Here is a 13,228-nt window from a genome sequence, read left to right as displayed (position 1 = left end):
ACTTCGCAGACAGTTCCGTGAAGGATTGGCGAACTTTTGTTTTCGGTCGGATGACAAAGGAAAAGGCACCTGCATCGGCGCCCTGATTTTCGTGCGGTCTCCGGACCATTCCAGGGTGTTCAACAGGAAAGGTGTCACGGCCGACCGTGTCCGATAATAACGAGCCCGGACCGTGACTAAGCCAGGCTTTTCGCCTTGCGTCCCAGCGTATCCAGCGCGCTCAGGAAAGCCGAGCGATCCGCTGGCCGAAACCCGGGATTGTAACCCTTGATCTCGCCAGTCTCGCGCAGATGCTGCTTGAGATCGCGCATCGCCAGCGCCATGCCGATCGAGGCCGGCGTGAACGGCTTGCCGGTAAAACCCAGCACGTGACACCCCTTGTCGATAGCGCGGCTGGCCAGCGGAATATCCGCTGTCAGCACGATATCGTTCGCGCTTGCCTGCTCGACGATCCAGTCATCCGCCGCATCGGCACCCTGCGGCACCACCACAATGCGAACCATGGGGTCGCGCGATGGCCGCACGCCCCCATTGCTGACATAGGTGATGACGAGGCCGAGCCGCTCGGCGACCCGCATGGCCTCGTCCTTCACCGGACAGGCATCGGCATCGACGAAGATCGTCGGATCCGCCATGCCTTAGTAGACCACCACCGAGCGGATGCTTTCGCCCGAATGCATCATGTCGAAACCCTTGTTGATGTCTTCGAGACGCAGCGTGTGGGTGATCATCGGATCGATGTCGATCTTGCCATCGAGATACCAATCAACGATCTTCGGCACATCGGTGCGGCCCTTGGCGCCGCCAAAGGCAGTCCCCATCCAAGTGCGACCAGTCACCAGCTGGAACGGGCGGGTCGAGATTTCCTTGCCCGCGCCGGCCACGCCAATCACCACCGACTTGCCCCAGCCGCGATGGCTAGATTCGAGCGCCTGACGCATAACCGTCGTGTTACCGGTGCAGTCGAAGGTGTAGTCGGCGCCGCCGATCAGATCTCCACGACGCTTGGTGAGGTTGACGAGGTACGGGACAATGTCCCCATCGATCTCGGTCGGGTTGACGAAATGGGTCATGCCGAAGCGCTCGCCCCACTCCTTTTTGCCATTGTTCAGATCCACGCCGATGATCATGTCGGCACCGGCGAGGCGCAGGCCCTGGATCACGTTGAGGCCGATGCCGCCGAGGCCGAACACCACCGCCGTCGCGCCGATCTCGACCTTGGCGGTGTTGATCACCGCGCCAATCCCGGTGGTCACGCCGCAGCCGACATAACAGACCTTGTCGAAGGCCGCCGAGGCGTCGATCTTGGCAACGGCGATTTCTGGAAGAACCGTGTAGTTGGAGAAGGTCGAACAACCCATATAGTGGAAGATCGGCTTGCCTTCGAAGGAAAAGCGCGACGTCCCGTCGGGCATCAGCCCCTGCCCCTGCGTCGCGCGGATCGCCGTGCAGAGATTGGTCTTGCCCGAACGACACGCATAGCATTCGCGGCATTCCGGCGTGTAGAGCGGGATCACATGGTCGCCCTTCTTGAGCGATGTCACACCCGGTCCGACATCGACCACGACGCCTGCGCCCTCATGGCCCAGGATCGCCGGGAAAATCCCTTCCGGATCCGCACCCGACAGCGTGAAGTCGTCGGTGTGGCACAGCCCCGTCGCCTTGATTTCGATCAGCACTTCGCCGGCCTTGGGGCCATCGAGATCGACCTCGACGATTTCAAGCGGCTTGCCAGCCTGGAAGGCGACGGCGGCGCGGGTCTTCATGGGGATTCTCCTTGGGGCACGATTTGGGCAAGCTTTGGCACGCAAGCCCGGCGCGAGCAACCCGCCTAGCCGCCACCCAGGCTCATCACCACATTTACCGCCGCTGCGAGAATGATCGTGTTGTAGAGATGGGAGAAAACCAGATGCAGCGTCAAGCGTCGGCGCATCGCGTTTGACGTGACTTTGGTATCCGAAGTGGCGACCGATGTGCCGACCGTATAGGAAAAATAGATAAAGGCCGTGCCGTCCGGTTCTTCCTCGCCCGGAAAGTCGAGCCCACCCTCGACCTTCTTCTTGCTGCCGCTACTGGCTTCCGGCACCTGGTAATACTCATAGGCATAGTGGAAGGCGCCCATGGCCTGCATCGTGAACCATCCCAGCAGCACAGATCCAAGGCTGAGTGCCACTTCCAGCCCGTCGGGCTTTTCGCCATTGAGGGCCAGGAACAGTGTCGCGATTGACGCGCCCACGACAATCAGGGTCACGAGGAAAATGCCGCCGGCCGGCGCGTCTTCGTCTGCAGCATTCTCGCGCAGGTAGTCTGCGGTCAGTTCGGGCAATTTGATCGCGCCGAGCACGAGATAGACCACAAACAGCGCTATCGCCCCGATCGCCACCGCAAATTTCGGGATCAACCAAAGCGACAGGGCAAGCGCCAAAAGTCCCGCAGCGACGCCGAAATAGAAAGGCGCGTGGCGCGGCATGATCCGATCCAGCGCACTCTGCTTGATATGACTGACAGGCTTGGTTTTAGATGCCATTGATAACCGCGAGCTGAAGCATGCCGACTGGCCGCGCCACCCTAACGCTTGCTACCCGCTAATGGCTCCCGGCCCCGCAGTCGCGCCCGCGGGCACCTTGCCCAGGATGATCATCCCCAGCACTTCATCCTTTGTGACGTCACTGGTGCGCGCGCTACCGACCACCTTGCCGTTCTTCATCACCACCAGCCGGTCGGCCAGGTCGAAGACGTCATGAATGTCGTGGCTGATGAGGAAAATACCGATCCCGTCGGACTTGAGCTGCTTGATCAGATCCCCCACCTGCTCGGTTTCCTGCGGCCCCAATGCCGCCGTCGGCTCGTCCATGATGAGGATCCGCGCATTGAACAGGATCGCCCGCGCGATCGCCACTGACTGGCGTTGCCCACCCGACAGCGCCTTCACCGGCTCCTTGAAGCGGCGGAAATTGGGATTGAGCCGCCCCATCACCTCGCGCGCCTTCGATTCCATGGCCGCATCATCCAGCGTGCCGATCGGCGTGGTAATCTCGCGACCCAGGAACAGGTTCGCCGCAGCATCGACATTATCCGCCACCGCAAGCTGCTGATAGATCGTCTCGATCCCATAGCCCTTGGCATCGCGTGGATTGTTGATCGTGGCATCCCGCCCGTTGATGCGGATCGACCCGGTGTCGCGCTTGTAAGCGCCCGACAGGATCTTGATCAGCGTCGATTTGCCCGCGCCATTGTGGCCAAGCAGGCCCACGACCTCTCCGGGGAACAGATCCACGGAAGCCTGATCCACGGCCCTGATGCCGCCGAAAGAGATCGAGATATCATTCATCTCGACAAGGGGCGTTCTGCTGTCCAGCATCTCAGGGACTTCCTACTGCTTGTTGCGGCGGTAGAGCGTGTCGAGCCATACCGCAAAAACCAGAACAATGCCGACCACGATCGACTGTAGCGGACTGTCGAGCCCCATCAGCACCATGCCCGACTGCAGCGACTGCATCACCAGCGCCCCCAGCAGCGCCCCGGCAATCGTGCCGACGCCGCCCGCCAGCGACGTGCCGCCGATAACCGCTGCTGCAATCACATAGAGCTCGTCCAGCGTGCCAAGCGCATTGGTGGCGGCATTGAGCCGGGCCGATGAAATCGCCGCGGCAATGGCGCAGAGCGCGCCCATGATCATGAAGATCTTGACTGTCACCCACCGCGTATTGATGCCGGCCAGCACCGCCGCTTCAGGATTTCCACCCATGGCAAAGACATAGCGGCCAAAGCGCGTCCTGGTCGCAATAAAGGTCATGACCACCCCGACGCCGACTGCGATCAACACCGGAATGGCAATGCCATGCGAGATGAACAGGCCCCCCTCGGGCAGGGTGATGCCGTTCGCCTCGGCAAAATTTTCGGCAATCCGCCGTGGCCAGGGATAGGCATTGGCGATCCAGACGGCCGCAATGGTCAGCCCGCAACCGATGGCGCCCAGCGCCGCCTCGGCCCAGAGCGGGCGCAGCGGGAAGCTGAAGCGCCGGCGTTGCCGGCGACCGAGATAGAGCCCGATCAGAATGGCCGCGCAGGCGATCACCGCTACCACCCAGCTCCACAGCTGACCGATCGATCCGGCCGGCCCGCCGCCCATCAACTGAAATCGGGAATCCATCGGCGCCACCGTGCGCCCGGCCGTCACCCACCACGCCGCCCCGCGCCAGACGAGGTAACCGCCCAGCGTCACGATAAATGCCGGTACGCGCAGATAGGCGATGATCGCCCCCTGCAGCCCGCCGATGCCGACACCCACCACCAGTCCGACCAGCAGCGACAGCGCCCAGATCATCGGATGCCCGAGGCCGAGCCCCAGCTGGTTGGGCAGAATGTCGGTCTGCATCACCCCCATCACCATGCCGACCACGCCCAACACCGAGCCGACCGACAGGTCGATATTGCGCGTGACGATGACAAGCACCATGCCAGTGACCATGACGGCCACCGAGGCCGTCTGCACCGACAGATTCCACAGGTTGCGCGGCGTCAGGAACAGCCCGCCCGAGAAGATGTTGAAGCCGATCCAGATGATCGCCAGCGCGCCGATCATGCCGAGCAGTCGCGTATCGATCTCGGTCGCGATCAGGAACCGTTGCAGCGGGTTCTGCACATATTGGCTGGGATGGATATTAGCCGAATAGGCCTGCTGGTCTGCCACGTCTCAACTTCCCCCTGAGACATGCCGCAGCGGTAGCCGCGACATGCCGATTTTCCAGTTCGTCAATCTAGCACGAAGCGTGCCTAGTCGCAGGCGGCCACAGCACCAGCGGCAACGCCCTGGCACACCACATCCTTGGTCACCCATCCAGCGTCGATAACGACGTTGAGGTTGTCCTGGGTGATGGCAACCGGCGCAATGAAGAAGGCATTCATCGCCACGCCCTTCGGGCCGCCCGAGAACGGGACCACCCCAGTTACGGCGTCGAGCGCCGTGCCGTCGGCCAGCTCGAGGGCGACTTCCGCGGCCTTTTTGCCCAGCTCGCGCGCATCCTTCCACACCGACACTGTCTGCGTGCCAAGCGCGATGCGATTGAGCGCGGCGTGATCGCCGTCCTGACCCGAAACCGGCACGGAGCCGGCGAGGCCTTGGGCTGCCAGGGCGGCGATGGCCCCGCCCGCGGTGCCGTCATTGGACGCCACGACCGCATCGACCTCATTATTATTGGCGGTCAGGAACTGCTCCATATTCGCCTGCGCGACTTCCGGATTCCAGTTGTCGGTATAGGCTTCGCCAACATTCTTGATCGCGCCGGAATCAATCGCCGCCTGCAGTACTTCCAGCTGTCCTTCGAACAGGAAGTCGGCATTTGGATCGGCCGAATTGCCCTTGATGAAGACGTAGTTGCCTTCCGGCTGAACGGCAAACACACCCTGTGCCTGCAGGCGACCGACTTCCTTGTTGTCGAAGGTCAGATAGAAGGCGTCGGGATTCTCGATCAGCCGGTCATAGCCGACCACCGGAATGCCCTCGGCGACAGCAGCGGCAACAGCCGGCCCAACCGCCTCACTATCCTGCGCCAGGACGATGATGGCATCGGCCCCCTGGCTGATCAGACTTTCGATGTCGGTCAGCTGCTTGGAGGCCGACGACTGCGCATCCGCGGAAATATAAGTGGCACCAGCGGCTTCCAGCACCGATTTGATCGCCGCCTCATCCGTCTTCCAGCGCTCTTCCTGGAAGTTGTTCCAGCTCACGCCGACGGTGACACCGTCCTGCGCCTGTACGGCGACACCGGCAGAGCCGGTTATGACGGTCGTGCACAGCAAGACCGCTAGAAACTTGTTCATGTTGTCCTCCCAAGTGGGCGTCCTCCCGCCCACAGATTTGCCGGTGGCATAACCCCAGCGGGCACCCTCCACCGGCGCCCTGAGCAATATTTTCGCTGCTCGAAAAAAGAGTGACATGCGTACCTCAAGCAAGTCAATGTCAATTTCGACACCCGAAATAAGTCGGATTGCGCCGGCATCCGAAGGGTGATGTGTTGCTATGGGGTGAGGAGAAGTCTGCTTGGCGCGCAACGTCAGCGATAGTGACAGCGTCCGGCGACAGAACCGGGGTCTGGTGCTGGGTGCCCTGCGCATGCAGGGCCCGATGTCGCGCACCGCTTTGGCCACCACCACCGGCCTCAGCCACGCCAGCATTACGGCCATCACCCATGATCTTGTGAACCAGCAGATCATCGCCGACCTGCGGGTCGAACAGGCAGACACCCGCAGCCGCGGCCGCCCCGCCACCATCGTCGGCTTCAACCGCAATGCAGGATCGGCCGCGCTTTTCGAGGTCGACGTCAACCGCGCCCGCCTGTCGCTGGTTGACTATGGCGGCGTGCTCGTCGACCGCATCGAGACGCCCCTAACTCCGACCAGCTTCGCCGAAACGCCACCTGCCCGCTTCCTGGAAGATCGACTCCGCCAGCTGCAGGAGCGCAATCCGGCTGAAGCCAAAGGACTGCGCCGCATCGCTATTTCCGTGCAGGGCATCTTGGATCGCGGCGGCCAGAGCCTTAAATGGTCGCCCATCGCCCAGCTGATTGACACGCCTCTTGCCGCCCAGCTTTCCGCAGCACTTGATCTGCCGGTGAGCCTCCACAAGCGCGGACGCCTGCTGGCCGAGGGCGCGCGCTGGCTCGATCCCAACCTGCGCGACGCCAGCGTCGCCACCGTATTCGTCGGCTCGACCGTGGCCATGGGCATGACCTTCCGCGGCCAGATCCTGGGCCGCGGCGATGAAGGCGCCACTGAATTCGGCCATATGAACCACACACCCAATGGCGCGCTGTGCCGGTGTGGCATGCGCGGTTGCGTCGAGGCTTATGCCTCCGACTATGGCGTATTGCGCACCGCCTATTCCGTGCCGGAAACCGCCGCCCCTGCCCGCAGCGTACCGGCGGCGCAATACCAGGCGCTGATCGCCCATGCCGAAGCTGGCGACCGGGCCGCTACCCATGCCTTCAACCTCGCCGGCCGCGCCATTGGCTATGGTCTGAGTCGTATGATGGCTGTCTTTGACCCATCACACATCCTGATCGTCGGCCCCGGAGCACGCGCTTTCACACTGATGCAAAAGGAAATTCAGGCAGCGCTCGCCACAAGCCTGATCTGTCAGGTCAACGGCATGCCCGAGCTCGTGGCTTATGGCGACGAGCGCGAACCTGTGTTCCAGGGCCTGCTGATGAAAACCCTCAACGAGATCGATCAGAACGACTTCGCCGACCGCCCTTAACGACGCTGCAGAATTGGCCTCGCCGAGGTGAAATCTCATGCTATGTCGTTGTGCAACAGTGCATTTCAGGGATCGCACCCATGACCAAGATCGTGCCCGTCATTCTCGCCGGCGGCCAGGGAACCCGCCTCTGGCCCATGTCACGCGCCGCGCGGCCCAAGCAGTTCCTGCCACTGACCGGGCCGACCAGCCTGTTCCAGAAGACGCTGGACCGCGTGTCGGACGAAAATGTCTATGCGCCAGCGGTGGTTATCACCAATGCCGACTACCGCTTCATCGTCGCCGAACAGGCCGCTGAACTGGGCATCAAGCTCGCCGGCATCCTGCTCGAGCCGGTCGCGCGCAATACGGCCGTCGCCATCGCTGCCGCAGCCGCCTTTGCTGTCGAGCATTTTGGTCGCGACGCGATCCTCCATGTCCTGCCATCCGACCACGATGTGACTGTCGATGCTGGATATTGGCAGGCCGTGCACCAAGCGGCCTCGGCTGCGGAAACAGGTCAGTTCGTCACCTTCGGCATCAAGCCGACCTATGGCGAGACCGGGTTCGGCTACATCAAATCCAGCGCCTTGGTCGACCATGGCGTTGCGCCGGTTGAACGTTTTGTCGAAAAGCCCAATGCCGATCGCGCCGCCGAAATGCTGGCCGAAGGTGGCTATTACTGGAACTCGGGCATGTTCATCATCGGCGCCGCCAGCATGCTGGACGAGTTCTTGCGACTTGCTCCCGAGACGCTGACCGCGGCGCGTGATGCGGTCCAGAAAGCCAAGGCCGACCTCGATTTCATCCGTCTCGACGAGGAGACCTTCGCCAAGGCGCCCAACATTTCCATCGACTATGCGATCTTTGAAAAGACCGACAAGGCCGCCGTCGTCGCCGTCGATTTTGGCTGGTCCGATCTCGGCAGCTGGGACGCCGTCTGGAAGAGCGCCGAACAGGATCACGCCAACAATGTCACCCAGGGTTCGGTGACGCTCGACAGCGTCTCCAATTCGCTGGTCGTCACCGACCATGCCCATGTCGCCGTGAATGGTCTCGACGACGTCGCCGTCATTGCCACCAATGATGCGGTCTATGTCGGCAAGCTCTCCGAGGCGCAGAAGGTTGGCGCCATGGTGAAAGTGCTGAAAGCCGACAAGGCAACGGTCAACCTCACCGAAATCCACAAGACCGCCTACCGCCCCTGGGGCGGCTATGCGTCAGTGCTGGCCGGCGAGCGCTTCCAGGTCAAGCGCCTCTTCGTCAAGCCCGGCAAGAAGCTGAGCCTCCAGAAGCACCATCACCGCGCCGAGCACTGGATCGTTGTCCGCGGCACAGCGGAAGTGACCGTCGATGGCACAATCACGACGCTGAGCGAAAACCAGTCGATCTACCTGCCCCTGGGCTGTACGCATCGCCTGGCCAACCCGGGCAAGATCGAACTGGAGCTGATCGAAGTGCAGACCGGTTCATATCTCGGCGAAGACGACATCATTCGCATCGAGGACGAGTTCGGCCGGGCCTAGTTGCTCTTCTGCGTTTCGAGCTTGACCGGGCGCTGCGCTTCGCGGCGCCTGGACGGGTTGCGCAGTTTGATGACCAGGGCCTGGATTGCGACCGCGATCAGCAGCCCGGGCCAGGCCAGGCTCAGCACAAGACCTGAGATCGTATTCTTCTCACCCGTGCGGCGCTTCTCCGAGCGCGACATCAGCAGGAAAAACATCGCGATCGCCGCATACACGACCAGCGCCACTTCTAACATTCCGCACTCTCCGGCGACCGAATCTCAATGTTCGGCAACACCAACCGTTGGTCCGGAGCCATTAGCGAAACGTTAATGGACTGGCAATCGCGCCAGTTGCAAATCTGTTATGATAACGCGCTGTTGAATCAATCGCGAGTGGGACACATCCCTGAATGAAAAGGGCGCCCGCGGCGCCCTCCCCTTAGATCTTCAGCCAGTCGTGCAATTGGTTGGCCAGCACCAGCGTCTCCTGCTCCGCGCCATGCAGCACCAGTTCCGGCGTGGTCGGCGGCTCGAAGGGTGAATCGATGCCGGTAAAATTCTTGATCTCACCGGCACGGGCCTTCCTGTAGAGCCCCTTGGGATCACGCGCTTCGCAGACTTCGAGCGGCGTATCAACATAGACTTCGACGAAACTGATATCGCCCGCGATTTCGCGCGCCAGCCGCCGCTCCTTCTCGAAGGGCGAGATGAAGGACACCAGCACGATCAGCCCGGCATCGGCCATCAGCTTGGCCACTTCGGCCACGCGACGGATATTTTCAACACGCGCGGCTTCGGTAAAGCCGAGATCCCTGTTGAGCCCGTGCCGCACATTGTCGCCATCGAGGATATAGGCGTGCTTGCCTTCGGCGGTCAGGCGCTTTTCCAGGAGGTTGGCAATCGACGATTTGCCCGAACCGGACAGCCCGGTGAACCAGACGATGCGCGGCGCCTGCCCCTTCATCTGGGCTCGGACCTCGCGGTTCACGTCGAACGCCTGATAGGTCAGGTTCTGCGCCCGGCGCAGGCCGAATTCCACCGTCCCCGCCCCCAGCGTCGCATTGGAGATGCGATCGACCAGGATAAAGCCGCCAGTCAGCGCATTGCTGGCATAGGCATCGAAGGCGATCGGCTTGTCGGTGGCAATGGTGACGGTTGCCACCTCGTTGAGATCGACCTTGGTCGCCGCTGTCTGCTCCAGCGTATTCACATTGGTGCGGAATTTGAGATCGGTGATCGTTGCCGGCACCAGCTGCGTGCCCAGCTTGAGCAGATAGGACCGCCCCGGATAGGCCGGCTCTTCGCTCATCCACACCAGCCGCGCCTGGAACTGGTTGGAATATTCCGGGGTCTCGCCAGCGTGGGTCAGAACATCGCCGCGCGAAATATCCACCTCGCGGTCGAGCACCAGCGTCACCGCCTGCCCTGCCACGGCAGTTCGCAGCTCGCCATCCATGGTGACAATGGATTTAACCACCGCCGGCTTGCGCGAGGAGGCAATCAGCACCTCGTCGCCCACCGTGACGATGCCCGACGCCACCGTGCCGGAAAAGCCGCGGAAATCGAGATTGGGCCGGTTTACCCATTGCACCGGGAAGCGCAATTTGCCGGCCGTGCGATCCTCCGCCACTGCAATGGTTTCGAGATAAGGCACCAGCGGCGTGCCGGCAAACCACGACGTGCGCTCGCTCTTTGCCAGGATATTGTCGCCGCGCAGGGCCGACACCGGCACCGCCGCCAGCGTCTTGAAGCCCAGCGGCTCGGCAAAGGCCCGATATTCGGCAACGATCCGGTCGAAAGTGGCCTGGTCGTAGTCGACGAGATCGATCTTGTTGACCACCAGCACCACATGTTTCACCCCGATCAGCGACAGGATAAACGAGTGTCGGCGCGTCTGGGTCAGCACGCCCTTGCGGGCGTCGATCAGCACCAGCGCCAGATCGGCATTGGAGGCGCCGGTTGCCATATTGCGGGTATATTGTTCGTGGCCTGGCGTATCGGCGACGATGAACTTGCGTTTGTCGGTCGAAAAGAAGCGATAGGCCACGTCGATAGTAATGCCCTGTTCGCGCTCGGCAGTCAGCCCGTCGACCAGCAGCGAAAAATCGATCCCCTCGTCACCGACGGGACGATTGTGGCTTTCCTTCTTGAGGCTCGCCAACTGGTCGTCGAGAATGAGCTGGCTGTCATAAAGCAGGCGGCCGATCAGCGTCGACTTGCCGTCATCCACCGAACCGCAGGTCAGAAAGCGCAGCAGGGATTTGTCGGTCTGCTGTTCGAGCCAGAGACCAATATCGGTGTCGGGTGTCGCAAGGGCGAAGCTCATCAGAAATACCCTTCCTGCTTCTTCTTTTCCATCGAGCCGACGCTATCGCTGTCGATCAGCCGCCCTTCGCGCTCCGAGGTCCGGCTCGCCTGCATTTCCATGATGATGGACGGCAGATCCGCCGCGTCGGAACGGATGGCCCCGGTCAGTGGATAGTCGCCCAACGTGCGGAAGCGCACCATTTCCTGGCGCGGCTGTTCGCCCGGCTCGAGGCGGAAGCGGTCGTCATCCACCATGATCAGCGTACCCTGCCGGTCCACCACGGGGCGGCTCTTGGCATAGTAGAGCGACGGCAGCTCGATATTTTCCTTGTAGATATAGGTCCAGACGTCGAGCTCGGTCCAATTGGAGATCGGGAAGACGCGCATGCTCTCGCCCGGATTGAGCCGCGTATTGAACACGCGCCAGAGTTCGGGCCGCTGGTTCTTCGGGTCCCAGGCATGGCTGGCATTGCGATGCGAAAAAATGCGTTCCTTGGCGCGCGACTTTTCCTCGTCCCGCCGCGCTCCCCCGATCGCTGCGTCATAACGCCCGGCATTGAGCGCCTGGCGCAGCGCCTGGGTCTTCATGATGTCGGTGAAACGCGACGATCCATGATCGAATGGGTTGATGCCATTGGCCAACCCTTCCGGATTGGTGTGGCTGATCAGGTCGAAGCCGTATTTTTCCGCCATGGCATCGCGGAAGGCGATCATCTCCCGGAATTTCCAGGTCGTGTTCACATGCAGCAGCGGGAACGGGATCTTGCTGGGAAAGAAGGCCTTGCGCGCCAGATGCAGCAAAACGCTGGAATCCTTGCCGATGGAATACATCATCACCGGCCGCTCGAAACTGGCGGCCACTTCGCGCAGGATCTCGATGCTCTCAGCCTCGAGGGTTTGCAGATGCGTCAGGCGGTTGCGATCCACTTAGCTCTTCCTGTTCCGGTTCCTGGAAAAATAGGCTCCCAAACCTTGCCTCTGGTTACGGCCAGAGCCCCGGCCCATCAAGCCAGAAACCGCCGGAATTACAGGCCTCTCCGGCGCCCGGGGCAAATTTGTGCGGCGATTTCAATCGTGCCGGCAACGCTCTCCAAACCCACAGCCTTCGCCATTGCGGACACCGCGTCACATTGCCAAGCCGGAGAAAAATAATTCTACGAGCCGCCCGGAGATACGCTGCCGGAACCGCTGGCCGCCCCGATGGTTGACCTTCCCACACAGCAGAGGAGACCGAAATGGCCCACGAAAAGTCCAAGCCCGCGCCGCTCGAAACCACGCCCGGCGAGCAGAAGGACGACAATATCGACGACCTCGGCAACAAGGACGGCGGCAGCAAGCAGGATCAGCCGACCCAGAGCGACAAGGGCCAGGACAAGTCCGACAACTGAGCTGTGCCAAAAGCGCTCAAACCCTTGCGAGCGCCTAGCCTCAATGCTAGACGCAAACCGCTGCCGGTATAGCTCAGTTGGTAGAGCACCTGATTTGTAATCAGGGGGTCGCGGGTTCGAACCCTGCTGCCGGCACCATCCTCCCTTCCGCGACCCATTGAGGACGGAAAGCGCCATTACGGCGCCTTCCGGTGATGGTCAGTTCATCGCAATGCCATCCATTACCAGCTTGCCGCCGGTCAGCGACAGCGAGACGCTCGGCGTCGCATAGACCGAGAGCGAGGTAGAGAAGGAATTGACCAGCGCGCCGCTGATCTCATACTGCACCTCGCGCGGCGTGCCGTCCTCATCCAGCGTGCCGGTCAGCACGATGTCATAGTCGTCCTTGGTCTTGGCGCCCGTCTGTGCGGCCCATTCCAGCAGTTCGGCGTTGAGAGGGGTGATCGCCGACAGCGATAGTGACAGGTCGGTGGTTGGCGCTACGCCTTCGTAGCCGGGATTGCTGGATAGATAGAGGGAGGCGTCGCTCACCCTATAGTCGAGCCGATCGCCGTTTGCGGCCACCAGCGTCAGTTTTGCCGGTGGGCTGGCGCCGTCCGCAGCAACCTCGTCCTGCGCCATCGACACATTGGCGGCCAACAGCATCAGTGCAGTGGCCGCAAGGCCAAGCATTGGCGATTTCAGGCAATAATTCATCAAGTCATCCTCCGGAATAGTGGGGCCGAATTGGCCGTCGCGCCGAGCAGAAGTCAAGCCGCCAGCATGGGCTTGCCAGCATGGGCTTGCCAG

General features: G+C 61.8%; 13 protein-coding genes and 1 tRNA gene. 4 read left to right on the top strand and 10 right to left on the bottom strand.

What is annotated here, in order from left to right; all coding sequences use genetic code 11:
• Nucleotides 1-176: 176 nt before the first annotated feature.
• From P0Y65_05465 to xylF, 6 genes are all read right to left on the bottom strand, one after another.
• A complete protein-coding gene (locus P0Y65_05465; protein ID WEK05702.1) occupies nucleotides 177-635 on the bottom strand; it encodes a YaiI/YqxD family protein in 459 nt (152 codons plus the stop codon).
• A gap of 3 nt (nucleotides 636-638) precedes the next feature.
• Nucleotides 639-1,766 carry an S-(hydroxymethyl)glutathione dehydrogenase/class III alcohol dehydrogenase gene (locus P0Y65_05460; protein ID WEK05701.1) on the bottom strand — a complete coding sequence of 376 codons (1,128 nt, stop codon included), beginning with the start codon at nucleotides 1,764-1,766 and terminating at the stop codon, nucleotides 639-641.
• 65 nt (nucleotides 1,767-1,831) lie between these two features.
• The gene (locus tag P0Y65_05455; GenBank protein ID WEK05700.1) at nucleotides 1,832-2,527 is read right to left on the bottom strand and encodes a DUF1345 domain-containing protein; all 696 of its coding nucleotides are present in this window, start codon (nucleotides 2,525-2,527) and stop codon (nucleotides 1,832-1,834) included.
• Nucleotides 2,528-2,578: 51 nt separating this feature from the next.
• Nucleotides 2,579-3,361 (bottom strand): ATP-binding cassette domain-containing protein, encoded by a 783-nt coding sequence (locus tag P0Y65_05450; protein WEK05699.1) that lies wholly within the window; start codon nucleotides 3,359-3,361, stop codon nucleotides 2,579-2,581.
• Between the two features lie 12 nt (nucleotides 3,362-3,373).
• Complete coding sequence (locus P0Y65_05445) at nucleotides 3,374-4,663, bottom strand: sugar ABC transporter permease (GenBank protein ID WEK06738.1); 1,290 nt, start codon at nucleotides 4,661-4,663, stop codon at nucleotides 3,374-3,376.
• A gap of 113 nt (nucleotides 4,664-4,776) precedes the next feature.
• On the bottom strand, nucleotides 4,777-5,823 hold the full coding sequence (gene xylF, locus P0Y65_05440; GenBank protein ID WEK05698.1) for a D-xylose ABC transporter substrate-binding protein: 1,047 nt from the start codon (nucleotides 5,821-5,823) through the stop codon (nucleotides 4,777-4,779).
• A gap of 220 nt (nucleotides 5,824-6,043) precedes the next feature.
• Here xylF and P0Y65_05435 point away from each other — a divergent pair, with 220 nt between their 5' ends.
• On the top strand, nucleotides 6,044-7,258 hold the full coding sequence (locus P0Y65_05435) for an ROK family protein (protein ID WEK05697.1): 1,215 nt from the start codon (nucleotides 6,044-6,046) through the stop codon (nucleotides 7,256-7,258).
• A gap of 80 nt (nucleotides 7,259-7,338) precedes the next feature.
• Nucleotides 7,339-8,763 (top strand): mannose-1-phosphate guanylyltransferase/mannose-6-phosphate isomerase, encoded by a 1,425-nt coding sequence (locus P0Y65_05430; protein ID WEK05696.1) that lies wholly within the window; start codon nucleotides 7,339-7,341, stop codon nucleotides 8,761-8,763.
• Here the strand turns inward: P0Y65_05430 and P0Y65_05425 are convergent.
• The 3 genes from P0Y65_05425 to cysD form a co-directional block, all read right to left on the bottom strand.
• Nucleotides 8,760-8,999, bottom strand: a complete 240-nt coding sequence (locus P0Y65_05425) for a hypothetical protein (GenBank protein ID WEK05695.1) — start codon at nucleotides 8,997-8,999, stop codon at nucleotides 8,760-8,762. The genes P0Y65_05430 and P0Y65_05425 overlap by 4 nt on opposite strands.
• 184 nt (nucleotides 9,000-9,183) lie before the next feature.
• Entirely contained in the window at nucleotides 9,184-11,070 is a 1,887-nt protein-coding gene (gene cysN, locus P0Y65_05420) for a sulfate adenylyltransferase subunit CysN (protein WEK05694.1), read from the bottom strand.
• A complete protein-coding gene (cysD, locus tag P0Y65_05415) occupies nucleotides 11,070-11,978 on the bottom strand; it encodes a sulfate adenylyltransferase subunit CysD (protein ID WEK05693.1) in 909 nt (302 codons plus the stop codon). Before cysD ends, cysN begins: the two co-directional genes overlap by 1 nt.
• 308 nt (nucleotides 11,979-12,286) lie before the next feature.
• Between cysD and P0Y65_05410 the strand changes: the two genes are divergently transcribed.
• Nucleotides 12,287-12,439 carry a hypothetical protein gene (locus tag P0Y65_05410; GenBank protein WEK05692.1) on the top strand — a complete coding sequence of 51 codons (153 nt, stop codon included), beginning with the start codon at nucleotides 12,287-12,289 and terminating at the stop codon, nucleotides 12,437-12,439.
• 62 nt (nucleotides 12,440-12,501) lie between these two features.
• Nucleotides 12,502-12,577: transfer RNA gene (locus P0Y65_05405), tRNA-Thr, on the top strand.
• A 60-nt stretch (nucleotides 12,578-12,637) separates the two neighbouring features.
• On the opposite strand, the gene P0Y65_05400 is transcribed toward P0Y65_05405, so the two are convergent.
• Nucleotides 12,638-13,111, bottom strand: a complete 474-nt coding sequence (locus P0Y65_05400; GenBank protein WEK05691.1) for a hypothetical protein — start codon at nucleotides 13,109-13,111, stop codon at nucleotides 12,638-12,640.
• Between the last annotated feature and the right edge of the window lie 117 nt (nucleotides 13,112-13,228).

The organism is Candidatus Devosia phytovorans (genome assembly GCA_029202405.1).
In the GTDB taxonomy this organism is placed as follows: Bacteria; Pseudomonadota; Alphaproteobacteria; order Rhizobiales; family Devosiaceae; genus Devosia; species Devosia phytovorans.
Note: the sequence above shows the minus strand (reverse complement) of the source record. Positions and strands in the feature narration are given on the sequence as shown.

What these genes read in the sequence shown, in the direction of transcription:
- xylF (WEK05698.1), bottom strand. Translation starts at nt 5,823, where the DNA reads ATGAACAAGTTTCTAGCGGTCTTGCTGTGCACGACCGTCATAACCGGC.
- P0Y65_05410 (WEK05692.1), top strand. Translation starts at nt 12,287, where the DNA reads ATGGCCCACGAAAAGTCCAAGCCCGCGCCGCTCGAAACCACGCCCGGC.
- P0Y65_05430 (WEK05696.1), top strand. Translation starts at nt 7,339, where the DNA reads ATGACCAAGATCGTGCCCGTCATTCTCGCCGGCGGCCAGGGAACCCGC.
- cysN (WEK05694.1), bottom strand. Translation starts at nt 11,070, where the DNA reads ATGAGCTTCGCCCTTGCGACACCCGACACCGATATTGGTCTCTGGCTC.
- P0Y65_05400 (WEK05691.1), bottom strand. Translation starts at nt 13,111, where the DNA reads ATGCTTGGCCTTGCGGCCACTGCACTGATGCTGTTGGCCGCCAATGTG.
- P0Y65_05450 (WEK05699.1), bottom strand. Translation starts at nt 3,361, where the DNA reads ATGCTGGACAGCAGAACGCCCCTTGTCGAGATGAATGATATCTCGATC.
- P0Y65_05465 (WEK05702.1), bottom strand. Translation starts at nt 635, where the DNA reads ATGGCGGATCCGACGATCTTCGTCGATGCCGATGCCTGTCCGGTGAAG.
- P0Y65_05460 (WEK05701.1), bottom strand. Translation starts at nt 1,766, where the DNA reads ATGAAGACCCGCGCCGCCGTCGCCTTCCAGGCTGGCAAGCCGCTTGAA.
- P0Y65_05425 (WEK05695.1), bottom strand. Translation starts at nt 8,999, where the DNA reads ATGTTAGAAGTGGCGCTGGTCGTGTATGCGGCGATCGCGATGTTTTTC.
- P0Y65_05455 (WEK05700.1), bottom strand. Translation starts at nt 2,527, where the DNA reads ATGGCATCTAAAACCAAGCCTGTCAGTCATATCAAGCAGAGTGCGCTG.